Origin of the sequence: Micromonospora sp. NPDC049801, assembly GCF_040656575.1 — a bacterium.
Classification (GTDB): Bacteria; Actinomycetota; Actinomycetes; order Mycobacteriales; family Micromonosporaceae; genus Micromonospora.
The window spans coordinates 13,521-40,226 of sequence record NZ_JBFAMS010000032.1 but is presented as its reverse complement, the minus strand read 5'-3'; the positions used below and the strand labels follow the sequence as shown (position 1 = coordinate 40,226).

23 protein-coding genes are annotated in these 26,706 nt (G+C 72.4%); 15 read left to right on the top strand and 8 right to left on the bottom strand.

Translation table 11 applies throughout. The features are described 5' to 3' along the window. Positions 1–165 precede the first annotated feature (165 nt). Complete coding sequence (locus AB0I89_RS32945) at positions 166–669, bottom strand: winged helix-turn-helix domain-containing protein (protein ID WP_357134683.1); 504 nt, start codon at positions 667–669, stop codon at positions 166–168. A 276-nt stretch (positions 670–945) separates the two neighbouring features. Between AB0I89_RS32945 and AB0I89_RS32940 the strand changes: the two genes are divergently transcribed. Genes AB0I89_RS32940 through AB0I89_RS32925 form a run of 4 tightly spaced genes read left to right on the top strand, consistent with a single transcriptional unit; the run spans position 946 to position 4,619 of the window. Beyond that, a complete protein-coding gene (locus AB0I89_RS32940) occupies positions 946–1,929 on the top strand; it encodes a phosphatase PAP2 family protein (protein WP_357134682.1) in 984 nt (327 codons plus the stop codon). 16 nt (positions 1,930–1,945) lie between these two features. Next, positions 1,946–2,641: a response regulator transcription factor gene (locus tag AB0I89_RS32935; protein ID WP_357134681.1), complete on the top strand. Its 696-nt coding sequence runs from the start codon at positions 1,946–1,948 to the stop codon at positions 2,639–2,641. Next, a complete protein-coding gene (locus tag AB0I89_RS32930) occupies positions 2,638–4,131 on the top strand; it encodes a HAMP domain-containing sensor histidine kinase (protein WP_357134679.1) in 1,494 nt (497 codons plus the stop codon). Before AB0I89_RS32935 ends, AB0I89_RS32930 begins: the two co-directional genes overlap by 4 nt. Next, positions 4,128–4,619, top strand: coding sequence for a hypothetical protein (locus tag AB0I89_RS32925; RefSeq protein WP_357134677.1), 492 nt, complete (start codon positions 4,128–4,130; stop codon positions 4,617–4,619). The genes AB0I89_RS32930 and AB0I89_RS32925 overlap by 4 nt, the downstream gene beginning before the upstream one ends. Before the next feature lie 15 nt (positions 4,620–4,634). Here AB0I89_RS32925 and AB0I89_RS32920 read toward each other — a convergent pair whose 3' ends face one another. Genes AB0I89_RS32920 through AB0I89_RS32910 form a run of 3 tightly spaced genes read right to left on the bottom strand, consistent with a single transcriptional unit; the run spans position 4,635 to position 7,920 of the window. After that, positions 4,635–5,654: a D-alanine--D-alanine ligase family protein gene (locus AB0I89_RS32920; RefSeq protein ID WP_357134675.1), complete on the bottom strand. Its 1,020-nt coding sequence runs from the start codon at positions 5,652–5,654 to the stop codon at positions 4,635–4,637. Beyond that, on the bottom strand, positions 5,648–6,790 hold the full coding sequence (alr, locus tag AB0I89_RS32915; RefSeq protein WP_357134674.1) for an alanine racemase: 1,143 nt from the start codon (positions 6,788–6,790) through the stop codon (positions 5,648–5,650). Before alr ends, AB0I89_RS32920 begins: the two co-directional genes overlap by 7 nt. Continuing rightward, positions 6,787–7,920: an acyltransferase family protein gene (locus tag AB0I89_RS32910; RefSeq protein WP_357134673.1), complete on the bottom strand. Its 1,134-nt coding sequence runs from the start codon at positions 7,918–7,920 to the stop codon at positions 6,787–6,789. The genes alr and AB0I89_RS32910 overlap by 4 nt, the downstream gene beginning before the upstream one ends. A 59-nt stretch (positions 7,921–7,979) precedes the next feature. Here AB0I89_RS32910 and AB0I89_RS32905 point away from each other — a divergent pair, with 59 nt between their 5' ends. Then, entirely contained in the window at positions 7,980–8,951 is a 972-nt protein-coding gene (locus AB0I89_RS32905) for an LLM class F420-dependent oxidoreductase (RefSeq protein WP_357134671.1), read from the top strand. Positions 8,952–9,109: 158 nt separating this feature from the next. Here AB0I89_RS32905 and AB0I89_RS32900 read toward each other — a convergent pair whose 3' ends face one another. Next, entirely contained in the window at positions 9,110–11,371 is a 2,262-nt protein-coding gene (locus AB0I89_RS32900; protein ID WP_357134669.1) for a catalase, read from the bottom strand. 171 nt (positions 11,372–11,542) lie between these two features. Between AB0I89_RS32900 and AB0I89_RS32895 the strand changes: the two genes are divergently transcribed. From AB0I89_RS32895 to AB0I89_RS32850, 10 genes are all read left to right on the top strand, one after another. Further along, positions 11,543–12,442, top strand: coding sequence for an alpha/beta hydrolase (locus AB0I89_RS32895; RefSeq protein WP_357134667.1), 900 nt, complete (start codon positions 11,543–11,545; stop codon positions 12,440–12,442). 134 nt (positions 12,443–12,576) lie between these two features. After that, a complete protein-coding gene (locus AB0I89_RS32890; protein ID WP_357134665.1) occupies positions 12,577–13,362 on the top strand; it encodes an ATP-binding cassette domain-containing protein in 786 nt (261 codons plus the stop codon). After that, positions 13,359–14,081, top strand: a complete 723-nt coding sequence (locus AB0I89_RS32885) for an ABC transporter ATP-binding protein (RefSeq protein WP_357134663.1) — start codon at positions 13,359–13,361, stop codon at positions 14,079–14,081. The genes AB0I89_RS32890 and AB0I89_RS32885 overlap by 4 nt, the downstream gene beginning before the upstream one ends. Positions 14,082–14,112: 31 nt before the next feature. Then, positions 14,113–14,991, top strand: a complete 879-nt coding sequence (locus AB0I89_RS32880) for a branched-chain amino acid ABC transporter permease (protein WP_357134686.1) — start codon at positions 14,113–14,115, stop codon at positions 14,989–14,991. Continuing rightward, a complete protein-coding gene (locus AB0I89_RS32875; protein WP_357134662.1) occupies positions 14,988–16,100 on the top strand; it encodes a branched-chain amino acid ABC transporter permease in 1,113 nt (370 codons plus the stop codon). Before AB0I89_RS32880 ends, AB0I89_RS32875 begins: the two co-directional genes overlap by 4 nt. A gap of 84 nt (positions 16,101–16,184) precedes the next feature. Then, positions 16,185–17,471: an ABC transporter substrate-binding protein gene (locus tag AB0I89_RS32870; RefSeq protein ID WP_357134660.1), complete on the top strand. Its 1,287-nt coding sequence runs from the start codon at positions 16,185–16,187 to the stop codon at positions 17,469–17,471. 250 nt (positions 17,472–17,721) lie between these two features. Beyond that, a complete protein-coding gene (locus tag AB0I89_RS32865) occupies positions 17,722–18,333 on the top strand; it encodes a TetR/AcrR family transcriptional regulator (protein WP_357134659.1) in 612 nt (203 codons plus the stop codon). Between the two features lie 69 nt (positions 18,334–18,402). Beyond that, on the top strand, positions 18,403–21,171 hold the full coding sequence (locus tag AB0I89_RS32860; RefSeq protein ID WP_357134657.1) for an AAA family ATPase: 2,769 nt from the start codon (positions 18,403–18,405) through the stop codon (positions 21,169–21,171). A gap of 89 nt (positions 21,172–21,260) precedes the next feature. Then, complete coding sequence (locus AB0I89_RS32855; RefSeq protein ID WP_357134656.1) at positions 21,261–21,725, top strand: MaoC family dehydratase; 465 nt, start codon at positions 21,261–21,263, stop codon at positions 21,723–21,725. 612 nt (positions 21,726–22,337) lie between these two features. Beyond that, entirely contained in the window at positions 22,338–22,904 is a 567-nt protein-coding gene (locus AB0I89_RS32850; protein WP_357134655.1) for a hypothetical protein, read from the top strand. Between the two features lie 235 nt (positions 22,905–23,139). On the opposite strand, the gene AB0I89_RS32845 is transcribed toward AB0I89_RS32850, so the two are convergent. The 3 genes from AB0I89_RS32845 to AB0I89_RS32835 form a co-directional block, all read right to left on the bottom strand. Continuing rightward, positions 23,140–24,222, bottom strand: coding sequence for a cellulose binding domain-containing protein (locus tag AB0I89_RS32845; protein WP_357134684.1), 1,083 nt, complete (start codon positions 24,220–24,222; stop codon positions 23,140–23,142). A 245-nt stretch (positions 24,223–24,467) separates the two neighbouring features. After that, positions 24,468–25,457 carry an acetylxylan esterase gene (locus tag AB0I89_RS32840; protein WP_357134654.1) on the bottom strand — a complete coding sequence of 330 codons (990 nt, stop codon included), beginning with the start codon at positions 25,455–25,457 and terminating at the stop codon, positions 24,468–24,470. A gap of 14 nt (positions 25,458–25,471) precedes the next feature. Continuing rightward, positions 25,472–26,512 carry a LacI family DNA-binding transcriptional regulator gene (locus AB0I89_RS32835; RefSeq protein ID WP_357134652.1) on the bottom strand — a complete coding sequence of 347 codons (1,041 nt, stop codon included), beginning with the start codon at positions 26,510–26,512 and terminating at the stop codon, positions 25,472–25,474. Between the last annotated feature and the right edge of the window lie 194 nt (positions 26,513–26,706).

The window sequence follows — 26,706 nt, the reverse complement described above, 5'->3', positions numbered from 1 at the left end:
AGCTCCACTCCACAACCGGAGGCCTTCACCTACCTACGACATCAGATCGTGTCGTCACACAACCTCGACCAACCTCCCTGGACAGCACACCTAGGTCCTGTTTCATAAGGGCGGTCGAGCCGAGGCGGACCCGCCGCAGGCCGACCAGTTCTTATGAAACAGGACCTAGATCGGTGCGAGCCGGAAGCCGACCCCACGGACCGCGTGGATGGTCGCGGCGGCGTCGAGCCGGGCGAGCTTGCGGCGTACCCGACGCACGACCGAGTGCATGTCGGACCCGCGGCCCAGGTGCCGGTTGCCCCAGACCTCGAGGTGCAGCCGCTCGTACGTCCAGACCTGCCCGGGAGCGTCGACGAGGCAGATCAGCACGTCGTGTTCCAGCCGGGTCAGGTCGATCTCCTGGTCGCGCCAGCGCAGCACCCGGCGGTCGGAGTCGACGCTCAGGTCGGGCGGCGGCTGCGGGCGCCGCGCCACCTCCGCCCGTGCGGGCGGGGCCGGGGGAGGTACGACGGGGGGCAGGTCGCCCACCCCGAGGAACTCCCGTGCCTGCTCGACACTGGAGACGATCAGGAAGGCGTCGCTGCCGCCGAGCAGCCGTGCCAACTGTCGGCGCTCGGCCGGTGACGACGCGATGCCGATGACGAGTGGAGCGACCGAAACGCCGTGCATTGCCCAACCCCTTCCGGTTCCCCACGAACACTCCGGATGGTTTTCGCACCGCCGAGAATCATCGATCGGCGTCTTGATCTTAGTGACGGCTCGTCTCGGCCAGGTAAAACATAGTTGCATGTAAGCATGTGAATGAAGGCTCACGTCTGGACGGCGCGGGCGGCGGGACGTTCGCGGGGGAGGATCGCCCGGGTTTTTCCGGTACGAGCGTCGGTTGTGACAGAACCAAGACAATCCACGGACAGCCCCCGGATCTGGCGGGCCGAGCATGGTCGCATGTCCCACGCATCGTCGTACTCCATCGGTCGCTCGTCGGTGCCGCCGCCACCGGCGCCGTCGCCCGGCCCGGCGCGCGCGCTGGCCGCCGGCCGGCCCGCCGCGCCACCGGCTCTCCGGCTGCTCGCGGCGGGCGTCTGTTGCCTGCTCGCGCTGTGTCTGGTCGGCGTGGTCTTCGTGTGGACCCAGCCCGGTCAGTGGGTCGACGGGCTGCTCCTGCCGCGCGCCGAGCGGGGCGGGGGTTACGAGCAGCCTGGCGGCCTGTTCGGTCCGGCCACGGTCGTCCTGCGGCACTTCGGTCAGCCGGCGCCGCTGGCCGTCCTGCTCAGCGCCGTGCTGGTGGTGGGCCTGCTCGGCCGTCGGCTGCTGCCCAGCGTCGTGGGCGTCGGCATGGTGCTCACCGCCGTGCTGGCGGCCGGCGTGGCGAAGTCGGCGCTGCCCCGCCCGGACCTCGCGGTGCCAAATTCGACCACCCACAACAGCTTCCCCAGTGGTCACGTCGCGGTGGCGACGGCCCTGGCGCTGGCGTTCCTGCTGGCGGCGCCGGGCGCGGCCCGACGGTGGCTGGTGGTGCCCGGCGCGGCCGGTGTCTCGGTGATCGGCGCGGCCACCATGATCGCGGGATGGCACCGGTTCAGCGACGTGCTCGGGGGCGTCCTGCTGAGCATGGCGCTGTTCTGCCTGGCGGCGGCCGCGTTGGCGGCCCGGTCCGGCAGCGACGCGCTCCGTCCGCCCGGCGGGCCGCCCTCCGGGCGGGTCCGGCGTGCTCTCGTCGAGGGCGCGCTGGGGCTGGTCGTGCTGGTCTGGGCGGTTCGGGTGCTGGTTCCCGGTCTGGCCGCCGAACTGCGCTGGGGACCGGTCCTGGCCGTCCTGCTGGCGACCGCGTCGACGATGCTCGCGGTGGGCGTGGCGGCGTTCCTGATCCGGTCGGTGGAGTTCGTCGGATCGGCGCAAGGCATCGACAAATATGAACAATCTGCGTGATGGGATACTTGACGGCATGCCCCAGGTCCTGCTGATCGAAGATCACCAGACGGTCCGCGACGGACTGCAGTTGGCGCTCACCCGGCAGGGCCACACCGTGGTCGCCGTGGCGACCGGTGAACAGGGGCTGGAGCGACTGCGGACGACCGCCTCCGACGTGGTGGTCCTCGACATCATGCTGCCCGGTATGGACGGGTTCGAGGTGTGCCGTCGCATTCGTCAGGACGGTGACCTGCCCATCATCATGCTCACCGCCCGCAACGACGACATGGACGTGGTGGCGGGCCTGGAGGCGGGCGCCGACGACTACGTGGTCAAGCCGGTACAGGCCCGGGTGCTCGAGGCGCGCATCCGCGCGGTGCTGCGACGCACCGGCGGCGACTCACGACGGCCCGGCGCGGATCGGCCCGGGCTGCACCGGCACGGCGCCCTGACCATCGACCGTGCCGCGCTGGTGGTCACCAAGCACGGCGTGCCGGTCGGCCTGGCCCCGACCGAACTGCGTCTGCTGCTCGAACTCTCGCACACGCCGGGCCAGGTGCTCAGCCGCCAACAACTGCTGGAGGCCGTCTGGGAGCACGGCTACCTCGGCGACTCGCGGTTGGTGGACGCCTGCGTCCAGCGGCTCCGCGCCAAGATCGAGGACGAGCCCTCGACGCCGGTCTACATCCAGACGGTACGCGGCTTCGGATATCGGTTCGGGCCGCTGTGACCCCCTGGCACCAGGCCCGCGCCATGGCGTTGGGCCTGCGCACCCGGCTGCTCCTGGCGTTCGCCCTGCTGGGTGTGACCACCACGGCGGTGGTGGCCAGCGGCAGCTACTTCCAGGCGCGGACGGTCATCCTCCAGCAGGCGCAGGACGCGGCGGTGGCCTCGCTGACCGACCAGCTCTCGAAGGTGTACCCGGTGCTGAGCCTGCCACCCGGCCAGGAGGAGATGGACCTGTTGGCGGGGAGGCTCTCCGACCGGGACAGCTACGCCGTCGTGCACTACCGGGAGCGCTGGTCGTCGAGCGTCGAGGGTGTCGACCAGCTCACCCCGCAGCTGCGACAGGAGGTGGCGCGCGGTCAGATCGCCTGGCAACGCGTCGACCGTGGCGGACATCCGGTGCTGCTCATCGGCACACAGCTCCGGCTCGACCGGTCCGACGGCACGAGCGTGGCGTCCGGAGTGGAGGTCTACTCGGTGCGCAGCCTTGCCTCCGAGCAGGAGAGCATCGACCGGCTCGCCACCCTCGCGTGGGTGACCGGCGGGCTCTCGCTGATCCTCGCGGTCCTGCTGGCCCTGCTGGCCGCCCAGGGGGTGCTGCGGCCGGTACGCGAGCTGGGTCGCGCGGCCCGCCGGCTCGGTGAGGGAGACCTGTCCACCCGGCTGACCGTCCGGGGCGTCGACGAGCTGGCCGACGTCACGCGCACCTTCAACGACACCGCCGCGACCATCGAGCGTCAGGTCGGTGAGCTGCGGCGGATGGAAGCCGACGCGCGGCGCTTCGTGGCCGACGTGTCCCACGAACTCCGTACGCCGCTGGCGGCCATGACGGCGGTCACCGACGTGCTCGACGAGGAGGCGGACCGGCTGCCGGGAGACGCCGGCCGCGCCGCGCGGCTGGTCAGTCAGGAGACGCAGAGCCTCACCCAGCTCGTCAACGACCTCATCGAGGTCAGCCGGTTCGACTCCGGCACCGCCCGGCTCGCCCTCGACGACGTCGACGTCGCCGCGGCGGTCACCGCGACGCTGCGGCTGCGGGGGTGGGCCGACCGGGTACGGGCGGACCTGCCGTCCGGTGTCGTCGCCCGACTCGACCCCCGGCGGCTCGACGTCATCGTCGCCAACCTGGTCGGCAACGCCTTCCGGCACGGCACGGAGCCGGTGTCCGTCCGTCTTGCCGCCGAACCCGACTGGTTCACGATCGAGGTCACCGACCAGGGACCGGGGTTGGACCCGGAGGTGCTGCCGCACGTGTTCGACCGCTTCTACAAGGCGGACACCGCCCGGACCCGCTCCGAGGGCAGCGGCCTCGGACTCGCCATCGCGTGGGAGAACGCGCGCCTGCACCGGCACGCCGGGCAGTCGGGGAGCCTGGTGGCGGGCAACCACCCGCCGGGCGGGGCGGTGTTCACGCTCCGTCTGCCCCGGGTGGCCGCCGAGACCGTGCACGCCGGAGGCGTACGGACAGCCGCGGACGCCGGAGGCGTACGGTGAGCCGCCGTCGCGGAGCCCGGGCGCTGCTCGGGGTCGCGCTCCTGGTCGCGCTGCTCACGGCGGGCTGTGGAGTCCGGCCCAGCGACGTCATCACGGGCCGCTCCGCGGTGAGCGGCCCGTTCACCGGTAGGGGCCTCTACCTGATCGCGGACGGCGAGCTGGCGCTTGTCGTCCGGCCGGTGAAGAACGTGCCCGGGCCACCGCTGGAGACACTCGTGCTGCTCGTGTCCGGTCCCACCGAGGCCGAGCGGAGCGCGGGGCTCACCAGCGAGGTGCCGGCCGACGCCGCGCCGGTGAGCATGACACCGAGCACCGACGAGCCCGGCATCACGGTGCGGTTCAAGGGCGCCGTGCTGCCGCTGTCCACCCTCGCGGCCAATCAGATCATCTGCACCGTGGCGCTCGCCGGCCAGCAGCCCACTTCCGCCCCGGTCACCCTCGTCGGCTCGGACGGCACCCGGCCGCCCTGGTCCTGCCCCATCGAGTGACCGGGGCGACGCCGCTCACACCAGGTCGACCGCCCGTTCCGGTCGGAGCAGCCCCGGAGAGAGGACCCGACTCCGGTCGGTGAGCGTGCCGGCGATCAGGATGTCGAGCAGGGCGGGGAACTCGATGCCCGCCCGCTGCCAGATCTGCGGAAACTGCGACTCGGCGGTGAAGCCGGGGAACGTGTTGACCTCGTTCACGATGGGCTCGGCGCCCTCGTGGGGGAGGAAGAAGTCGACCCGCAGCAGCCCCCGGCAGTCGAGGGCCTCGAAGGCGCGGACGGCCCGGTCCTGGAGCACCTCGGTGGTGGCCGGGTCCAGCTGGGCCGGGATCTGGAAGACCGCCCCGCCGTCGTACTTCGCGTCGTAGTCGAAGAAGCCCGCGCCGCTGACCCGGATCTCCAGTGGCGGACCGGCCTGCACCCGTCCGTCGGGGTGCTGCAGGACGGCGACGTCGATCTCCCGGCCGTGCGCGCCCTGTTCGACGAGCACCTTCGGGTCGACCTCCCGGGCCTGCGCGAGCGCGGCGGGCAGCGCCGACCACTCCGTGACCCGGACCACGCCCAGGCTGGACCCCGCCCGCGCCGGCTTCACGAAGACCGGCAGTCCCAGCCGCTGCTGGTCGGCCGGCGACAGGGTCTCCCCGTGCCGCAGGGTCACACCCGGGCTGACCCGCAGGCCCTCCGCGGCGAGCAGCCGCTTGGTGACGCCCTTGTCCATGCCCGCCGCGCTGGCGAACACCCCGTTGCCGACGTACGGCACGCCGAGCCATTCCAGCAGCGACGCGACCGTGCCGTCCTCGCCGTACGGGCCGTGCAGGGCCGGGAACACCACGTCCTGGGCGCGCAGCACCCGCAACGCCTGCGGCAGGCCCATCGGACGACCGTCCACGTGCCAGCCTCCGTCGGTGTCGATGAGCACCTCGGTGACCTGGTACCGCTCCCGGTCCAGACCGGCGAGGATGGCGGCCCCCGAGCGCCGCGACACCTCGTGTTCGCCGCTTCGTCCGCCGTACAGCACTGCCAGTCGCGTCAACATGCGACGTCCGCCCTTTCGTGGAGATGGACGCGGCCCACCCGCGCCCCGATTCCGGTCAAGATCTCGTGCGGGTTGGTGCCGGCCCAGCGCGCCCACTCGGTGACGGCCGGCGCGTCGTCGTCGCGTCCCGTGCCGATCACGACGACCGGGTCGCCGATCCGCACCGCCAGGTCACCCACGTCGACCACGCACTGGTCCATGGCGATTCGCCCGACCACCGGGCAGCGCCGGCCGCCGAGCCAGACCTCGGCCCGGCCCTCGGTCGCGCGGGGCAGCCCGTCGGCGTAGCCGAGCGGCAACAGTGCCAGCGTCGTCGGGGCGGCGGTCACGTGCTCCGGCCCGTACGAGACGCCGGTGCCGGCCGGCACCCGCTTCACGTTCACCACGGTCGTGCGCAGCGTCAGGGCGGCGTGCAGCCCGAACGCCCCCGGACCGACCGCGCCGAACGGGTCGACGCCGTAGAGGGCCAGCCCGATCCGGCAGAGGTCGAAGCGGGTCCGGGGCGCGGACAGTGCCGCCGCCGAGTTGGCCAGGTGGACCAGGTCGGGGTCCAGGCCGGCGGTCCGGGCGACGCGCAGCGCCTCGGCGAACGTCCGCACCTGACCGTCCAGCGCGGGCGCGCCCGGTACGTCCGCGTCGGCGAGGTGGGACCACACACCCCGTACCCGGACCGTGCCCTCGACCTCGTACTTGCGGGCCCAGGCCACCAGGTCGGGCCAGTCGTCGCGGCCGGCGCCGTTGCGGGTGAGGCCCGTGTCGACCTTGAGCTGCGCTGTCGCGGGCACGCCAACCCGCAGGGCCGCGTCGGCGAGCGCGTGCAGGTGGGTGATCGTCGAGACGCCCACGTCGACGCCCGCGAGGATCAACCCGGTGAAGTCGTCGTCCGGGCGGTGCAGCCAGCTCAACGTGGGCGCGGTGATGCCCGCGGCGCGCAGGGCCAGGGCCTCGGCCGCCGAGGTCACGCCCAACCAGGTGGCGCCGGCGCGCAGCGCGGCCCGGGCGACCGGCGCCGCGCCATGCCCGAACCCGTCGGCCTTCACCACCGCCATCAGCTCCGTGCCGGTGACGGCGGCGAGCGTCCGTACGTTGTCGGCGATCGCCCCGAGGTCGACCACCGCCTCGGCCAACGCGCTCATCCGGCGACCGCCTCGCGACGCGTCCCGGGGAGCGCGAACAGCCACCGGCCGCGCGCCGCCAGCAGCGCGCGGTGCACGCCCAGGCTCAGCCCGGCGACGAGCGCGGTCAGCAGGATCGGGTAGCCCAGCACGATCAGGCCCTGGGCGCCCGCGTCCAGCTCGGAGACCGGGGCGGCCAGCAGGCGGTGCAGCAGCGCCAGCAGCGGCATGTGGATGACGTAGATGGGTAACGTGACGCGTCCGAGCGCGGCCAGTCGGTCGCCGAGAGCGGGCCACCGGACCAGCCGGGCGGCGGCGGTGACGCCGAAGGCCACCGCGACGACGGAGACCGCCGGCCAGACGCCGAACCACCGTTGCGCGCCGGCCGCCGCCATCACGGCGAGCGCGAGGGCGTACGCCCCGCCGGTCAGCGCCAGTCGACGCCGGGTGGCGGTGGCGGCCCACCGCTGGATGTGCGGCCGCAGGTAGAGGCCGGCCAGGAAGAAGACCAGGTTCGCATAGAGGCCGCCCCGGTTGCCCGGCGTGGCCAGCAGGCCGGCGGCGGTCACGGCGGACAACACCGCGGCGGGTACGACGACCAGCGACCGGGGCAGCCGGCGGGTCGCCTTGGCGAGCGTGAAGTAGAGCGCCAGGGCGTACAGGTACCAGAGGTTGGAGGGTGTGACGGTCAGCTGTGCCAGCAGACCGAGGGCGGACGTGGCCCGGTCGGTCGGGAAGTCCGGCGTCACGGCCAGGACCGCCGTGTGGATGAGCAGCCAGAGGGCGTACAGGTAGAAGAAGCCCGCGATGCGGCCCCGGGCGACGGCGCGCCAGGGCCGCTGCACGGCGTTGGCCGCGAAGAGGCCGCTGATGGTGAAGAAGAGCGGCATGCGCAGCGGCAGCAACTGCTCACCCAGCGTGCCCCACAGGCCCGGCACGGGTACCCCCACGTGCCAGTCGATCTGCAGGTAGTCCTTGACGACGACGTGCCATCCGACGACGAGGACGATGCACACGCCCTTCGCGGCGTCGGCCCACTGCACCCGCTGCGGTCCGCCGGTGTCGGCCTGCCGCCGGTGACGGAACCGGACGCGCGCGTCGGGGTCGTACCCGCCCGGTCGTGGCTCGGTGAGAGACAGCTCTTGGATCACCCAGCAGAAGGTGCCAGCGGGATATCCGCGCCTGATCCTCGGATTGTCATGATCCGGTAATGGACTCCGTCAGTTCGTCGGAGCGGGACCACCACCATCGTGCCGACGACGCGTTGGGAACCCGGGGAGCGCTACTAGGCTCGATCGCGGAGGTGCCGAACATGAAGCTCGGTCTGCACTACTGGAACTTTTCGACTCCCGCCGATCCGGCGGCCATCGCGCCGACCCTCAGCGAGGCGGCGACCATCGCCGAACAGGCCGGAGTGGCCTCGTTCACGGTCATGGACCACTTCTTCCAGATGGAGGCGCTGGCGCCGGCCGAGGAGCCGATGCTGGAGGCGTACACCACGTTGGGTTACGTCGCGGCGCAGACCCGGCGGATGACGCTGGGTGTACTGGTCACCGGTGTGATGTACCGCTATCCGGGGCTGCTGGCCAAGACCGTGACGACCCTCGACGTGCTCTCCGGCGGCCGGGCCCGGCTCGGCATCGGGGCGTCCTGGTACGAGCGGGAGCAGCGGGGACTGGGCGTGCCCGTGGTGCCGGTCGCCGAGCGGTTCGAGCGACTGGAGGAGACGCTGCGGATCTGCAAGCAGATGTGGAGTGACGACGACGGGCCGTTCGACGGGCGGCACTACCAGCTCACGGAGACGATCAACTCGCCGCAGCCGCTGCGCCGTCCGCATCCGCCCATCATGATCGGCGGCAGCGGCGAGAAGAAGACACTGCTGCTGGTCGCCAGGTACGCCGACGCCTGCAACCTGTTCGGCACGGGCGCCGAGGGGATCGCGCACAAGCTGGACGTGCTGCGCGGGCACTGCGCCGCCGAGGGCCGCGACTACGACAGCATCGAGAAAACCGTGCTGGCCAGCAAGCCGCCGCTGGAGGATCTCGACGCGTTCCTCGCCGAGGTGTCCGATTACGCCGCGCTCGGCGTCACCGAGGTGCAGGTCACGCCGGACCGGCACCCCGTGGAGTTCGCCCGGCGGCTCGGCGACGAGGTGCTGCCGCGGCTGGCCGACATCGGCTGAGTCGGGCGCGGTCGTGATCGACACCAGTTCAGCGAAGTAGGGGCATCTGCCGGCCCGGTTACCGCCAGATGGGCGATGTCGCGTCGATCAAGCCCCGTCCACGACGACGAGGGCCGCCCGCCCGCCGAAGCGGAGGGACGGCCCTCGTCGACGTCGGATCAACCGACCGAGGCGGGGAACCTGTCCCAGACCCGGTGCGCGGCCATCAGCCGCCGCACCCCGGTCAGCGCCTCGACGCCGGAGCCGGCGGCCACGATGCCGGGGGTGCCGGCCACCCCGGCCTGCTCCAGCACGCTGACACCGGCGCCCCACGCGCCGATCGCCTTGGCGTGCCGCCAGCACTCCTCGACGAGGAGCAGCACGCGCGGGTCGACGGTCGCCGCGTCCGGCCGACCGGCCTTGGCGTCGCGGGCGGGCAGCGCGTCGGGCGCGGGCACCGGGGCCCCGGCCAGCAGGAGCGCGTCGAACTCGACTGACCGGCCGGTGGCGAAGGTCCGCTGGACCGTCAGGTCGCCCACCAGGCCACCGTGTGGGGCGATCAGCAGCGGCACCATGCCGGCGTCGAAGACGGCCCGGCGGACCTCGTCGACGTCGTTCAGGTCACCGTCGGGGTCGACGACGATCCCGACAGTGCGACCGTCGGCCGGCCACTCCCCGCCGACCTGCGACAGGGCCGGGCTCGGCGTGACGTCGACGGGCGTCACCGTGGGCTGCGGCGCGGGCAGCCCCAGGCCGGTGGCCACCTGCTCGCACAGCACCGGGTCGATGTTGGCGAGGCACCGCAGCTGGCGTTCCTTGATCGCCTGGTGGTAGCACTTGCCCAGCTCGAAGGTGTACGCCCGGATGATGTGCTCCCGCTCGACCGGCGACATGCTCAGCCAGAACAGTCGTACCTGGCTGTAGTGGTCGTCGAACGACGCGGGGCTCGCGCGGACCTTGGGCGCCTGCGCCACCGTCACCGGCACGTCGACGAAGGCGTGCTCGGCGTCCCCGGCTTCGAAGGGGTTGCCGCCGTCGAGGGAGTTCGGCCGGTACGGCGCCACCCCGGCGTGCACGGCGTGCTGGTGGAAGCCGTCACGCAGCATGTCGTTGACCGCCGCGTGCGGACGGTTGATCGGGATCTGCGTGAAGTTCGGCCCGCCGAGGCGGGTGAGCTGCGTGTCGACGTACGAGAAGAGTCGCCCCTGCAGCAGCGGATCGTTCGTGACGTCGATGCCCGGCGGCAGGTGGCCGAGGTGGAAGGCGACCTGCTCGGTCTCGGCGAAGAAGTTCGTCGGCGTCCGGTTGAGGACCAGCCGGCCGACCGGCTGCACCTGCGCCAACTCCTCCGGGACGATCTTGGTGGCGTCGAGCAGGTCGATGCCGGCGAAGGTCTCCTCGGGAGTGTCGGGGAAGACCTGGATGCCGAGTTCCCACTCGGGGAACGCGCCCGCCTCGATCGCGTCGTAGAGGTCCCGACGGTGGAAGTCGGGGTCGATGCCGCCGAGCATCTGCGCCTCCTCCCAGGTCAGGGAGTGCACGCCGAGCTTCGGCTTCCAGTGGAACTTGACCAGCACCGTCTCCCCGGCCTCGTTGACCAGGCGGAAGGTGTGTACGCCGAAGCCCTCCATGGTCCGGTACGAGCGCGGGATGCCCCGGTCGGACATGTTCCAGATGGTGTGGTGCTGCGCCTCGGTGTGCAGCGACACGAAGTCCCAGAACGTGTCGTGCGCGCTCTGCGCCTGGGGGATCTCCCGGTCCGGGTGCGGCTTCGCCGCGTGGATGATGTCGGGAAACTTGATGGCGTCCTGGATGAAGAAGACCGGCATGTTGTTGCCGACCAGGTCGAAGGTGCCCTCGTCGGTGTAGAACTTGGTGGCGAAGCCCCGGGTGTCCCGGACGGTGTCGGCCGAGCCGCGCGATCCGAGGACGGTGGAGAACCGGACGAAGACCTCCGTCTCCCGACCCTTCTTCAGGAAGCCGGCCCTCGTGACCGCCTCGGCGGTGCCGTACGCGGTGAACACCCCGTGCGCGCCCGCGCCCCGCGCGTGCACCACGCGCTCCGGGATGCGCTCGTGGTCGAAGTGCGTGATCTTCTCGCGTAGGTGGTGGTCCTGGAGCAGGACCGGTCCCCGGGGGCCGGCTTTGAGCGAGTGGTCGGTGTCGCGCAGCCGGGCCCCGTTCGCCGTGGTGAGGTACGCCCCCTGCTGGCCGTTCGCGGTCGTCGGCGCGCCGGTCTCGACGCCGGTGGGCGTACGCGTCTGCGGCGCGCCCTGTTCGGTCTTGGGCGGCAGCGGATCGTGCGGCGAGGTCGGCTCCTCGACGGTGGGCGGCGCGCTGCCAGGTGCGCCCGGCACGTCCGGGGTGAGGGCGTCGGCGATCTTATCGGAGGCGGTCTTAACGACGTTCTTGACCGCCTCGGCGGGCTTGCTGGAATCCACTGGGCGAACCTCTCGCTGGAGCGTTTGGGCTGGCCCCTGCACCCCTACCCCTGCCTTGAGGGGCGAAACGCACGATAAATCCGGGACTGGTGATTTCACCGATGCGCCGCCCGACCCGGGCAAATGACACTGACGAACGTCGATATTCCTCGACTCTAGGGAGTGCCCGACGTGTCGTCACCAACCACCACCCGTCCCCGTTCCCTGCCCGCCCGAGCCGCCCGGCTCGCGCTGGCCGCCACCCTGCTCGTCGCCGGTGTCCTCGTCGGACCGACGGGTGCCGCACAGGCGGCCGGCCCGTACGACCGGGGTCCCGACCCGACCACCGCGATCCTGGAGGCCAGCCGTGGCCCCTTCGCCACCGCGTCGCAGAGCGTGTCCGCGCTGAGCGTCACCGGCTTCGGCGGCGGGGTCATCTACTACCCGACCAGCACCAGCGAGGGCACCTTCGGCGCCGTCGCCATCTCACCCGGCTACACCGCCGCCTGGTCCAGCATCAGCTGGCTCGGCCCACGGATCGCCTCGCACGGCTTCGTGGTGATCGGCATCGAGACCAACACCCGGCTCGACCAGCCGGACAGCCGGGGCCGGCAGTTGCTCGCCGCGCTGGACTACCTCACCCAGCGCAGCTCGGTGCGGAGCCGGATCGACAGCAGCCGGCTCGCGGTGGCCGGCCACTCGATGGGCGGCGGAGGCAGCCTGGAGGCGGCCTCGTCCCGACCGTCGTTGCAGGCCGCAGTGCCCCTCGCGCCCTGGAACACGGACAAGAGTTGGTCCGAGCTGCGCGTGCCGACGCTGATCATCGGTGGCGAGAGCGACACCGTCGCGCCGGTCGCCACGCACTCGGTCCCGTTCTACAACAGCATTCCGTCCTCGGCCGAGAAGGCCTACCTGGAGTTGAACGGGGCCAGCCACTTCTTCCCGCAGACGGTCAACACCCCGACGGCGCGGCAGATGGTGGCCTGGCTCAAGCGGTTCGTCGACGACGACACCCGCTACGAGCAGTTCCTCTGCCCTGGCCCCACCGGGTCGCAGATCGAGGAGTACCGCAACACCTGCCCGAGCGCCTGAGCGCGCGCCTCCGGGACGGTCGCCCCACGGCGGCCGTCCCGGCCGTTCGGGCGTATCGAGGGGTCTTGACGCGATCACCGAGAAACGTACACTGCGAGTGTAAATAACACCCGCCACGGCAGAGGGATGGGTGCATGGAGCGCGGCCTCGAACTGCACGACATCGGCGTCCGTTTCGGCGGCCTCACCGCCCTCGACCACGTCTCGCTCCGGGTGCCACCCTCCCGGGTGGTCGGCGTGATCGGGCCCAACGGCGCCGGCAAGACCACCCTGTTCAACGTGGTCTGCGGCTTCGTCACACCGCAGACGGGTTCGCTCACCCTCGACGGTCGACCGCTGCGCCCCCAACCCCACCGGCTGACCCGCCTCGGCATCGCCCGAACCCTCCAGGGGACCGGGCTCTTCGCGGGGCTCAGTGTGGTGGAGAACGTGATGGCCGGCGCATCCCACACCGCCCGTGCGGGTTTCGCGGCGGCGCTGTTCGGGTTGCCCCGCAGCGACCGCGACGAGCGCCGGCTGCGCCGACACGCCCTGGACGTCCTCGACGAGCTGGGCATCGCCGAGCACGCCGAGGCCGCGCCGGGCACGCTTCCTTTCGCCGTACGCCAGCGGGTCGCCCTGGCCCGCGCGCTCGCCGCGCGACCGCGGCTGCTGCTGCTCGACGAACCCGCCGGCGGCCTCGGCGCGGACGACATCGCCGAGCTGGCGGACCTGATCCGGCGGCTGCCCCGGCGGGACGTCGACCCGTGCGCGGTGCTGCTCGTCGAGCACCACATGGACCTGGTGATGAACGTCTGCGACGAGATCGTGGTCCTCGACTTCGGCCGGGTGATCGCCACCGGGCCGCCGGACGAGATCCGCGACGACACGGCGGTCACCGACGCCTACCTCGGGGCCCTCGTCGAGGAGCCCACACCATGAGCGCGCCGGATCTGCTCGTGGTCCGGGGGCTGGTGGCCGGTTACGGGGCCGCGCCGGTGCTGCGGGCCGTCGACCTCACCGTGCCGGCCGGCACCATCGCCGCCGTCGTCGGCGCCAACGGCGCCGGCAAGACGACGCTGCTGCGGGCGCTCTCTGGGATGATCCGGCCGGCCGCCGGCCAGGTCGTCCTCGCCGGGGAGGACCTGCGGGGTACGCCGGTGGAACAGCTCGTACGGCGCGGGATGGCGCACGTCCCGGAGGGTCGGGGCGTGATCGGCGAGCTGACGGTCGATGAGAACCTGCGGCTCGGTGGGCTGTGGCGACGCGACCGGGCGGACGCCGGCCGCGCCCTCGACGAGGTCTACGAGCTGTTCGAGCCCCTCGCGCGGCGTCGTCGTCACCTCGGCCACCAGCTCTCCGGAGGCGAACGGCAGATGCTCGCGCTCGGCCGGGCGCTGGTCGGGCGGCCGCGCCTGCTGCTGCTGGACGAGCCGTCGCTGGGCCTGGCGCCCCGGGTGGTCGCCCGGATCATGGCCCTGCTGCGCCAGTTGCGCGACCGGACCGGCCTGACCGTGCTGCTGGTCGAGCAGAACGTGCGCAGCGCGCTCGCCGTCGCCGACCAGGGCGTCGTGATGTCCCTCGGCCAGGTGGTGATCGCCGCCCCGGCGGCGACGCTGCGCGACGACGTCGACCTGCGCCACGCGTACCTCGGTTTCTGACCAACACCGGATGTCCCTGGAGGGAGAACAGTTGGACCGCTTCGTCTTCCTCACCGTCGACGGTCTGTCCCGGGGCGCGGTGTACGCCGCGTTCGCGCTCGCGCTGGTGCTCATCTGGCGGGCCGCGCGGGTCGTGAACTTCGCCCAGGGCGCGATGGCCGTCGCCGCCGCGTACGTCGCGTACTCGGTGTCCGCCGCGACGGGCGTCTACTGGCTCGGCTTCGTCGTCGCGATCGTCGCCGGCCTGCTGCTCGGCGCGCTGGTGGACCGGGTCGTGATGCGGCACGTGGACCACGCGTCACCGCTCAACCCGGTCATCGTCGCGCTCGGTCTGGTGCTGCTGATCCAGGCGGTGCTGGGCATGGTGTACGGCAACGAGTTCCGCCCCGCCGAGGTCCCGTTCAGCCGGTCCGCCCTCACCGTCGGCGGGATCGCCGTGCTGTCGCCGTACGACCTGTTCGTCTTCGCCACGATCGCCGTGGTGGTCAGCGGGCTGGGCTGGATGTTCGCCCGTACCTCGATCGGGTTGCGGATGCGCGCGGCGGCGTTCGCGCCGGAGGTCTCCCGACTGCTCGGGGTGAACGTCGGCGGCATGTTGACGCTCGGCTGGGCGTTGGCCTCCGGCGTGGGCGCGCTCGCCGCGATGCTGGTCATCCCCACCGAGCTGGGCCTGCACCCGCACGCCATGGACCTGGTGTTCGTCTCGGCGTTCACCGCGGCGGTGGTGGGTGGGCTGGACAGTCCACCGGGGGCGGTCGTCGGCGGCCTCGCGGTGGGGCTGCTGCTCTCCTACGTGAGCGGGTACGCCGGCAGCGACCTCACCCCGCTGGCGGTGCTCGTCCTGCTGCTGGCGGTGCTGCTGGTGCGGCCCGGCGGGCTGTTCGCCCCGGTCGTGGCGAGGCGGGTGTGAGCGCGACCCGGGCGGCCCTGCCGCCGAAGCACCGGCCGGCCGACGCCGGTGACCGCCCGCCCGAGCCGCGACGGGGCTCCACCCTGCTGCGGCACCTGGCCGTTGCGCTCGCCGTGGGGGCGCTGCTGGTGGCGGTCAGCTACGCCGTCGAGCCGTTCCGCAACTTCCAGCTCGCCACGATCGCGGCGTACCTCTGCGCCACCGCCGGGTTGACCGTCCTCACCGGGCTCAACGGGCAGCTGTCGTTGGGGCACGGGGCGTTGATGGCGACCGGGGCGTACACGGTGGCGCTGTGCCAGAACGCGTTCCTGGACCGGGGGTGGACCGGCGGCTGGTTGTTGGCGCTGTCGCTGCTCGCGGCGGTGCTGGGCACGGTCGTGGTCGGCGCGGTGGTCGGTGTGGCGGCGGCCCGGCTGCGCGGCCCCTACCTGGCCGGGGTGACGCTCGCCGTGGCCGTCGTCGTGCCGGCGTTGGCCGTCACCTTCGACGGCGTCCTGGGCGGTGAGCAGGGGCTGTCGGTGCCGGTGGAGCCGCCGCCGCTGGCGCTCGGCCCCTACTTCCCGTACGAGCGGTGGCAGCTCTGGGTCTGCGGCGCCGCCACGCTGCTGGCGCTGCTGCTGCTGGCGAACCTGGTCCGCAGCCGGTACGGGCGGACCTTCCGGGCCGTTCGCGACGACGAGGTGGCGGCCCGACTGGCGGGCATCCACGTGTCCCGTACCCAGGTTCTCGCGTTCGTGGTCAGCGCCGCGACCGCGGGGCTCGGCGGTGGCCTGCTCGCGGTGCTGGCGCAGAGCGTGTCACCCGGGGCGTTCTCGCTGACGCTGTCGCTGTTCCTGCTGATGGCCGTGGTCATCGGCGGTCTCGGTCGCCTCGCCGGCGCGCTCTGGGGGGCCGTGCTGCTGGTCGCCCTGCCCGATCTCACCCATTCCGTGACCGAGCTGCTCACCCTCTCGCCAGCGGTGGCGCAGCGACTGGAGGGCAACCTTCCGCTGGCGATCTTCGGCATCACGTTGATCGTCGTGATGATCGCCGCGCCCGGCGGCGTGCAGGGTCTGCTGGCCCGCCTCGGTCGGGCGCTGCTGGCCCGCTGGCCGGCGCGACGTTCCTGAGCTGTCCCCGGCCCGGCCTCCGCCGGGCGCTCCACCCACCACACCGCTCCCACCCAACCGGACCGAGAAAGGTCGGTGTCTCCCATGCACCCTACGGCGCGACGCGGTCTCGCGATCGCCAGCTCCATCGTTCTGCTCATCGCCGCCGCTGGCTGTGGCGGCGACGACGGTCCCGCCTCCGGCGGGAGGTCGGTGCCGGGGGTCACCGACACCGAGATCGTCGTCGGCACCCACATGCCGCTCACCGGGCCGGCCTCGGCCGGCTACTCCAAGATCGCGCCGGCGACGAAGGCGTACTTCGACTACGTCAACGCCAACGGCGGCGTGCACGGCCGGAAGATCACCTACAAGGTCATGGACGACGGCTACAACCCCGCGAACACCCAGCAGGTGGTACGCCAGCTCGTGTTGCAGGACAAGGTCTTCGCCATCCTCAACGGCCTCGGCACGCCGACCCACAGCGGCGTGCTCGACTTCCTCAAGAGCAACCGGGTGCCGGACCTCTTCGTCGCCTCCGGCAGCCGGAGCTGGGACCAGCCCGACACCTATCCCGGCACGTTCGGCTTCAACCCGGACTACACCGTCGAGGGCAAGATCCTCGCCAACTACGCGAAGTCGAACCTGGCCGGCCAGAAGGTCTGCTTCCTCGGTCAGGACGACGACTTCGGCCGCGACAGCCTGGCCGGCGTGGAGAAGGTCCTCGGCGCTCAGGCGGTGGCGGTCAAGCAGACGTACGTCACCAGCAACACCAACGTCGCCCCGCAGATCGGCGCGTTCAAGGCGGCCGGCTGTCAGGTCGTCGTGCTGGCGACCGTGCCCGGCTTCACCGCGCTGTCCATCGGCACCGCCGCGCGGTTGGGCTTCAAGCCACAGTGGCTGGTGTCCAACGTCGGCGCCGACCAGCCGACCCTGGCCAAGCAGCTCGGCGCGGCCGCGCCGCTGTTGGAGGGCATGGTCGGCACCAACTACCTGCCGATGCAGAACGACACCGCGAACCCGTGGATCCAGCTCTTCACGAAGATCAACAAGTCGCACAACGGGGACGCGCCGTTCGACGGCAACACCGTCTACGGCATGTCCGTCGGCTACCTGTTCGTGCAGGTGCTGCTCGCCGCCGGCAAGGACGTCACCCGTGAGAAGGTCGTCGACGCGGTCGAGAAGGGTGGCTTCCAGGGGCCCGGTCTCGCGCCGTTGCGCTTCGCCGCCGACGACCACTCCGGCTACGGCGGGCAGCGGTTGAGCCGGGTGAGCGGGGGAGTCCAGAGCTACTTCGGGCCCACCTACGAGACCGACGAGCGCGACGGGCCGGTCAAGGAGTACACGGCCGCGCCGGTCGCGCCGCCCGCGAACGGGGTGCCGACCGCCTCCTGACCCGCGGCATCTGGTCGTACGGCCCGGGGGTGACCACGTCCGGGCCGTACGACCCTGCGCGGGGGTGCGCGGCGGTCACCGCTGGCGGGCGTTGACCGATACCGAACAGCTCTCATACTATTTGCACCGTGAATGCAATCCGGCCGGCCCGGATGACGCCGCCCACGCGTACGCGCAGTGTCCCGATCATCGCCTGTCTAGACTCGTCGCAGAGCCGGACGACACCGTGGCGGTGAGAGGGCGGGGGCGGATGAACAGGGTCGAGACGCCGGCGCGGGTCGACGGACGGACGGCCCGTGCCGAACGCACCCGGGCGGCCATCGTCGAGGCGCACCTGGCGCTCATCACCGAGGGTGACCTGCGGCCCACCGGCGAGCGGATCGCCGAACGGGCCGGCATCTCGCTGCGGACGCTCTGGACCAACTTCAAGGACATGGAGACGCTCTTCGAGGCCAGTGGCGCGGAGGTGCTGCGGCAGCAGGACGCCGCCTACCGGCCGATCTCGACGACATTGCCGCTGGCCAAGCGGGTCGACGCGTACTGCCGGCAGCGGGCGCGACTGCTCCAGCTCATCGCGCCGTCGGCACGGGCCGCGCAGATGCGCGAGCCGGTCTCCGAGCAGTTGCGCCGCAACCGCGTCAAGCACGTCGACCGGGTCCGCGACGAGGTCGAGCAGCTCTTCGCCGCCGAGTTGGCGCGCGCCGGGCGCGAGCGCGGCCAACTGCTCAACGCGGTGGTGGCGGCGAGCATGTGGCCGGCCTGGTCGATGTTGCGCTACGGCCTCGGTCTGGGGGTGGACGCGGCCCGCGCGGTGATGACCCGGACGGTGGGCGCGCTGTTGGCCGAGGTCGCGGCCGACTGATCCCGGCCTGTCCTCTTTCCATCCGCTTCCGGATGAGTGACACTGAGACGCATGGTTGCTGCATCACGAGTGCAAATAACTGTGCTGCGCGGCCGGGACGACCAGTGCGCGGCCGTCCGGAGCCTGCTGGATGGCGTCACCGACGGTGGCGGCGCTCTGCTGCTGCACGGCGAGCCGGGGTCGGGTCGGACCGCGCTGATCTCCTACGCGCACCGGTACGCGAAGGACTGCGCGGTCCTGGCCGCGACCGGGCTGCCCGAGGAGGCGATGCTGCCGTACGCCGGCCTGCAACGCCTGCTCGACCCGGTGCGCGACCGCGCGACCGCCCTGCCCGAGGAGCGCCGCCGCCTGCTGTACCGGGTCATGGACGGGGAGGGCTGCCCACCCGAGCGCCGGCTGGCCCTGTCGGTGGCCGTCCTCGGGCTGCTCGCCGCGACCGCCCGGGAGCGTCCGCTGCTCGCCACGATGGACGACGTGGACCGGGGCGACCCGCAGACCACGCAGGTGCTCGCGGTCGTTGCCCGCCGGCTGCGGCAGCTGCCGGTCGTCGTCCTGCTCACCGCGGACGCCACCGCCACCGTCGACGGACTCGTGACCCACCGACTGGCCCCGCTGAACGAGCGGGACTGCATCGCCGTCCTCACCGACCGACTGTCCGAGCGGCCCGCCGCTCCGGTCGCCGCCATGCTCGCCGAGGTCGGCGGCGGCAACCCGCAGGCGCTCGTGGACCTCGCCGACGTACTCACCCCGGCGCAGTGGCGCGGGGAGGAACCGCTTCCGGTCGCGCCGCCGGCCGACGGCGCGCTGGGGCGCTCCTACCGGGCCCGTCTCGACCGGCTGCCGCCGGACACGCGTCGGATGCTGCTGCTCGCCGCGCTCGACGAGTCGGACGACGCGGCGACCCTGGTCCGCGCGGCCGACGCCGCCGGCATGGTCATCGAGGCGCTCGCCCCGGCCGAGGCCGCCGGGCTGGTCCGCGTCGATTCGGCAGGCGTCACCTTCGCCCAGCCCCTGGCCCGCGCGATGGTGGCGGCCGCCGCCCCGCTCGCGCAGCGCCGGGCCGCACACCGGCTGCTCGCGGGCGTACTCGATCCGCTCGGCCAGCGGTTACGCCGGGCGATGCACCTCGCCGACGCGACCGCGGGCGCCGATCCGGCCCTCGCCGCCGAGTTGGAGCGGGCGGCGGCCGGTGGGCGCAACGGCTGGGCCGTTGCGTCGGCGGCGCTGTGCCGGGCCGCCGCGCTCAGCGACCGCCCCGACGACGCCGCCGCCCGCCTGCTCGCGGCTGCCCGCTACGCCTGGGCCGGCGGACAACCCGGCCAGGCCCGCCTGCTGCTCGACCGTCTCCGCGCGACCTGCGCGGACCCGCTCGTCGAGGGCGAGGCCGGGCTGTTGCGCGGCGAGATCGACCTGCGCTGCGACGACGCGCCCGGCGCGGCGGCCACCCTGCTGTCCGCCGCGCGGACGGTGGCCGCCGCCGACCGCGCCCGAGCCATGCAGGGGCTCGCGCGCGCCGGTGAGGCCGTCTGCTTCGCCGGCGACCAGTACCGGTACACGGAGGTCGGCCGGCGTGCCGACGCGCTCCGCCGGCGTGACGACCCGCCGGCCGTGGAGTTGACCGGATGCCTCGTCACCGGGGTGGCGGCCACGCTGCGCGGCGATCACGAGCGAGCCGGGCCCGCGCTGCGGCGGGCCGTCGTGCTGGGTGGCCGCCTCGCCGGGCCGGAGCTGACCCCGACCGCGCTCGCCTGCGCGGCGGCGGCCGGACTGGTGGTGGCCGTGGACGGCGCCGCGCACCGCCTCGCCGAACGCGCCGTCGGGTTGGCGCGCGAGCACGGCGAGCTGTCCATGCTGTCCCGCGCGTTGGAGCTGCGGGCGGTCGCCGAGTACTGGCTGGGCCGGCACGAGACGGCCGCCGAGACCTCCCGCGAAGGGCTGCGGGTGGCGCGGGCCACCGGGCAGTTCAACTGCGCCGACGTCCACCTGGGGATGCTCGCCGTGCTGGCCGCCGTACGCGCCGACCGCGAGAGCAGCCTGCGGCGGATCCGGGAGATTGGTACGACGTCGACACCGGGCAGCCGACCGCACGCGCTCGCCGGCTGGGCGCTGGCCGTGCTGGACCTCGTCGACGGTCGGCACGCCGAGGCGGCGACCCGCCTCGCGTCCCTGGCCCGGCTCGGTACCGGTCGGGGCCAGGTGCTCGTCCAGGTGATGGCCACCCCGTACCTGGTGGAGGCCGCCGCGCACCTGCCGCACCGGCCGGCGGCGACCGCCGCCCTCGCCGCCTTCGACAGGTGGGCGAGCAGCACCGCGAGCCCGCTGCGCCGGGCGCTGTCGGCCCGGTGCCACGCGCTGTTGGCGACCCGGGGCGGCGTCGAGTCCGAGCGCGAGTTCCGGACGGCGCTGCGGTTGCACCCGACGGAGGCCGGCGTGTTCGAACGGGCCCGGACCGAGCTGCTCTTCGGCCAGGACCTGCGGCGCAGCCGGCGACCACGGGACGCCCGGGAGCACCTGCACCGCGCCCGGGAGGCGTTCACCCTGCTCGGGGTCGGTCGCTGGGCCGAGCTGGCCACGGCCGAGCTGCGCGCCGCCGGGGAGTCGGTCGGGCCGCCGGATCTGCCGGCGGCCCGACTGCTGACCGGTCAACAGCTCCGGATCGCCCGACTCGTCGCCGAGGGTGCCACCAACCGGGAGATCGCCGCCCGGATGTTCCTGTCCACCCGGACGGTCGACCACCACCTGCGCAACGTCTTCCACCGGCTCGGGATCCGCTCCCGCACCGAGCTGGCCCGCGCGTTCGCCACCGAACAGCACGCCGGTCTCGCCTCCGAACGCTGAGCGCCGCCACGGCGTCATCGGGTCTGGACGGCGTTAACTATCACCGCTAGTTTGTGCGTCAGGCACCCTCCAGCACTAAGGACACCCGCATGCGCGTCTTCACCTCCGTCGACGAGCTGACCGCCGCGGTCGGCGAGACCCTCGGCCCCGGCCCCTGGCAGCGGATCGAGCAGGACCGCGTGAACCTGTTCGCCGACGCGACCGACGACCACCAGTGGATCCACATCGACCCGGAACGCGCGGCGGCCGGACCCTTCGGCGCCCCGATCGCGCACGGCTTTCTCACGCTGTCGTTGGTGCCGGCCCTGGCCGGCCAGCTCTACCGCGTCGAGGGCGTCGCGATGGGCGTCAACTACGGGCTGAACCGGGTGCGCTTTCCCGCGCCGCTGCGGGTCGGCGCGGCCGTACGCGCCAGCGCGGTCATCGCCGAGGTGTCGCCGGTCAGCGGTGGGGTGCAGCTGGTCACGGCGGTGACGGTCAACAGCGATGGTGGCGACAAGCCCGTCTGCGTCGCCGAGACGGTGAGCCGCCTCTACCGTGCGGCGACCCGCTGAGCGGTCGGCCGTCGGTCGTATCGAACAGGCAGCCGGCGGCCGGCGGTGACCCCCGGTCACCTCGGTAGGGGCGGATGCCTCCTTGAGCGTGATGCCACAGAGTCATCTTGATGCCCCTGTGGCATCACGCTCAACAGCACATCGACACGGCGGTCAGCCACAGCGGACGATCAGCGCCCGGGGCGCCCCTAGTGCGCGTCGGAGCATGCCAAGCCAGGCACAAGGGCGCTAGCCTCGACATGGTGGCCCGGCGGTGTAGTAGCCGGCGGTGCCGCCATTGCCGTCCGCTATTGGGAGCACCGCCATGACGGCCCACGTCGACCCACGCTTCGGCGCCACCCTCCGGCAACTTAGTGAGCAGGCTGGCCTGTCCCTGCGGGCACTCGCCCAGCTCACCCACCGCGGCAAGAGCTGCCGCGACCTCGGACAGATCGTCGGCCGCCACGGCCCCGGCCACCCGATGCCGCCGCCACATGCTGCAAATAGGCACGACCTCCGACAGCTACCAGGGGTGACGGACGCTCCGCACCAGCGCGCACGGTCGGCGGCAGATCCGGATGCCGGATCAGGGCTTGTCCGTCGGCGTTGACGCCGCCCGACGATAATGGCGAGATGCTTGCGCCCAACGCCTGGTGGAACGCGATCGACCCGCAGTTACTGAAGCAGTTAGACGACTTGCTGTGCACGCGTCGACTGATCCAGGCGGTCGTCCTCCTGCGCCAGGAAGGCGGACTGCAACCGCCGCCCGGCCTGTACGAGGCGCAGGATCTTCTGATCGAGCGACGCGCCGAACTGGACCGGCAGGGTCTCCTCGAGCCCGAGCCACCGCCACCGACGACCGCGCAGCTGATCGAGAAGGCGGACGCCATCGCCGCACCAATCCTCGCCGTCGAAGCCTTTTGGGACGGCGACACACAGGGCTGGTTCGTCGTCCTGGTGGCGATCGTGAGCCGACCGGGCCGACACCACGACCGCTTCGATGAGGTGCCGTTGACGGTGCTACGACACGGCGGAGACATCCGCCTGTTCACCGGGCAGGTACCGCCGTGGCCGGAGGCACAACAGGCGATCGAGCAGGGCCAGGCTGTCGCGCGACATGCCGGCGTGCCGTTCCACTTCACCAACCCGGAAGCGCCGGACGTCGACCTGCCGCGCTGGTGGGACACACAACCCAGCTGACAGGCACACACCGCACCTTCGGCCGTCACCGGAGATCCGAGATACGGGCGGGACCGTGCACGCTCATCGGCAGATCCGGACGCTGGCGCGTCGACCACATGCCTCCGTATGCATGCTGGGGTGGCGTCCAATGGTCCGACCACCCGACTCCAGCCGCGCCCCTGAGCCACCCGTGCTTGCGAGGGCGGCGAGAAGCTCTTCTCGCCGCCCCCGCGTTCCTTGTCCGGGGCGTGTGTCAGGCGACCGTGCAGGCGGTGCCGTTGAGCGTGAAGGCGGTCGGCTTGCCGGCGTTGCCGGTGTGGGTGGCCTGGAAGCCGATGTCGACCGATGTGTTCGCGGCGATCGTGCCGTTGTAGGAGACGTTGCGGGCGGTCACCGCGCCGCTGGTCGGGGAGTAGTCCGCGTTCCAGCCCCCGGTGATGGTCTGTCCACTCGGCAGCGTGAACCCTAGGGCCCAGCCGGTTATCGCGCTGCTGCTCGTGTTGGTCACCGAGACGGCCGCGGTGAGCCCGTTGTTCCAGGCGTTGACCGTGTACGTGACCCGGCAGCCCGCCGCCGGCGGCGGCGTGGTGGGCGGGGGAGTGGTCGGCGGCGGGGTCGTCGGCGGGGGCGTGGTCGGCGGCGGCGTGGTCGGTGGGGGAGTCGTGGGCGGCGGGGTGGTCGGCGTGTCCCCGCCGATGCTGCCGGGAACCGCGCGCAGGGCGTCGTACCAGGCGACGGCCATCTTGCGGTAGCCCGTGGCGTTCGGGTGCACGCCGTCGGCCAGGTCGCTGAGCGTCAGCGCGCGGTACATGTCGACCAGGTGGACGCGCTTACCGGCCGCGGCCCGGGTCTGCACGATCCCCGGGATCGCCGCGTTGTAGCCCCGGACCACGTTGTCCGCGCCGGACTTCGGGATGATCGTCGCTACGAACACGTCCGCGTTCGGCGCGGTGTTGGTGATGCGGTCGACCAGGGTGGCCAGCCGGCCGGGCGCTCCGGAGGTGTCGCCGTACATGTCGTTGGTGCCGATGTGCAGCAGCACGGTGCGCGGGTTGGTGGCGCGCAGCCAGTTCACGATGTTGGCGTCGATCTGCGCGATGGTCCAACCGGAGTGGCCCTCGTGGTCGTGGTCACCGAGGCTGGACGGGCCGTTGAACATCGAGCCGACGAAGTCGATCCGGTAGCCGCCGGACGCGAACCGTTGCCAGAGTTCGATCCGGTAGCCACCCGCGACGTTGAAGCCGTCGGTGATCGAGTCGCCGAGGGGCATCACGCGTACCCCGCCGTTGGATTCGGCGCTCGCGGGCGCGGTCGCCACCGGTACGGCGGCGGTCATGGCCGCGACGGCGGCCAGCGCGGCCCACCACAGCCGGGCCCGGCGGGGCCTCGGGGTCGTCGCGGGCCTGTCGGGTGTCGGGGGTACGGGTTTACCAAGGGTCACAGGGCTCATGGGGCTTCCTCGGGTGATGGGACGACGACCAGGAACCCGGACGTCGGGATGTGCCCTTCACCCCGCCCGGACGCACCATAGCTTGTTATCGCTAACACCGGCAACGCATCGACCGCCGACCATGGGTACGGTCAACTCGCGAGCGTCGCGGCGAGCCAGCGCAGTTGCCGCCGGACGTGCAGGGCCTCGCCACTCTCGTGACCGTTGAACGGGTACACGTGCATCTCCCGCCGTGGCGCGTCGGGTCGGCCGGTCGCGGCGCCGTACTGGTTGTAGGCCGCGAAGCCGGTGCTCGGTGGGCACACGGTGTCGCGCAAACCGATGCCGAAGTGTGCCGGCGCGGTGGCCCGCCGGGCGAAGGTCACCCCGTCGACGTAGGACAGCGTGCGTCGGACCGCGGCCTCGGCCTCCCGGTGCACCGCCAGGTACCGGGCGATCTCACCGTACGGCGAGGCGTCGCTGAGCTCGATGGCGTGCTGGACGTCGCAGAGGAACGGCGCGGTGATCAGCGCCGCCGCGAGATCGTCGACCAGGCCGGCGACGGCCAGCGCCACGCCCCCGCCCTGGCTGTTGCCGAGCAGGGCGACCTGGCCCGCGTCCACTCCGGGCAGGGCGCGCACCGCCTCGACGGCCCGGACGGCGTCCGTGATCAGACGGCGGTAGTGGTAGTCGTACGGGTCGAGGATTCCCCAGGTCGCCGGCCAGGGCCCGCCGGGCGCGCCGTGCCGGTCGGCGGTGTCCCCGGCGGCGTACAGCCCGGACTGGCCCCGGTTGTCCATCAACAGGTGCGCGTACCCGGCCGCCGGCCAGACCAGCCGCTCGTGTGGCAGACCACGGCCGCGCCCGTAGCCGGCGTACTCCACCACGGCGGGCAGCGGTCCGGGTACGCCCGCCGGGCGGGTGAACCAGGCCCGTACCTCGTCGCCGTCGAAGCCGGCGAACGTGACGTCCCAGGTGTCGAGCACGCGCAGGTCGGTGGGCTCGGGACGGACGTCGACGAGTACCGGCCGGGCGGCGGCAGCGGCGAGGGTGTCACCCCAGAACCGGTCGAAGTCCTCCGGCTCGGTGACGGTGGGGGAGTATCGCTCGAGCTCGTCGAGGCGCACAGCGGCGTCGGGCACGGGTCCTCGCAGGGTCAGCGGGGTGGGGCGGGGGGCGCGGTGCTCTCCCGGACGACCAGCTCGGTCACCAGGTCGATCCGGCTGGTCGCCGGCTCGGTGCCGGCGGACAGGTCGAGCAGCATCTGGGTCGCGATGCCGGCCATGTCGCGCAGCGGCTGGTTGATCGTCGTGAGGGGCGGGTCCGTCCAGGTGGCGAGCGGCAGGTTGTCGTACCCGATCACCGAAAGGTCCTCGGGGACGCGCAGGCCGCACCGGCGTGCGGCCCGGAGCACCCCCATCGCCTGGATGTCCGAACCGGCGAAGATCGCGGTGGGTCGGTCCGGTCGTTGCAGCAGTTGGAGGCCGTGGGTGTGCCCGGTGCCGGCGGAGAAGCTGCCGAAGCGGACCAGCTCGCGGTCGAGGGTCAACCCGGCCTCGTCGTGCGCGGACTGGAAGCCGGCCGCCCGGGCCCGGCTGCAGAGCATGTCGGGCGGCCCGGAGATGACCGCGATCCGCTGGTGTCCCAGCTCGATCAGGTGCCGGGCGGCGAGCAGGCCGCCGTTGAAGTTGTTCGAGCCGACCGTGGGCACGGACGCCGAGGTCGCGCTGTCGGTGTCGATCACGACGAACGGTACGCCCTGACGCCGCAGGAGCTGCTGTTGCGCGTCGCTGAGGTGACAGAGGACGAACAGCACGCCCAGCGGACGCTGACCCAGCAGGGTGTCGAGCCATCGCGACGCCGGGCGGTGCGCGCCGCCGAGCTGGGATACGGCGAGACTGATCCCGGCGACGCTCGTCACCGCCTCGACCCCGCGCATCACCTCCATCGCCCAACCGGTGTCGAACTCGTGGAAGACGAGGTCGATCCGACGGGTGGCGGAGGATGAACGCCGGCTGCGGCGCTGGTACTGGTGGCGGTCGAGACTCGCCTCGACCCGGGCTCTGGTGCCGGGGGAGACGTCCTCGCGGCCATTGAGGACCTTGGAGACCGTCGCGACCGACACTCCGACGTCGTGGGCGATCGTCGCGATGGTGGTGGTGGAGCCGGGTGGGCCGAGCGGGTGGTGCTCTGTCATCGCAGCCTCATACCGCATCCGAAAGTTTCGGAGGACACTAACACGATCAGCCGACGATTCCCGTCGATGCAGCTGAGCGCGCTGGTAGGCATCCCACGACACATCGAAACTCTTGACAGGTCCAGGCGGCGGACTTAGGTTGCCGAAAAGGTTGCTCTGGTTTCCGGAAAGTTTCGGATTGTGGAACCGCGCGC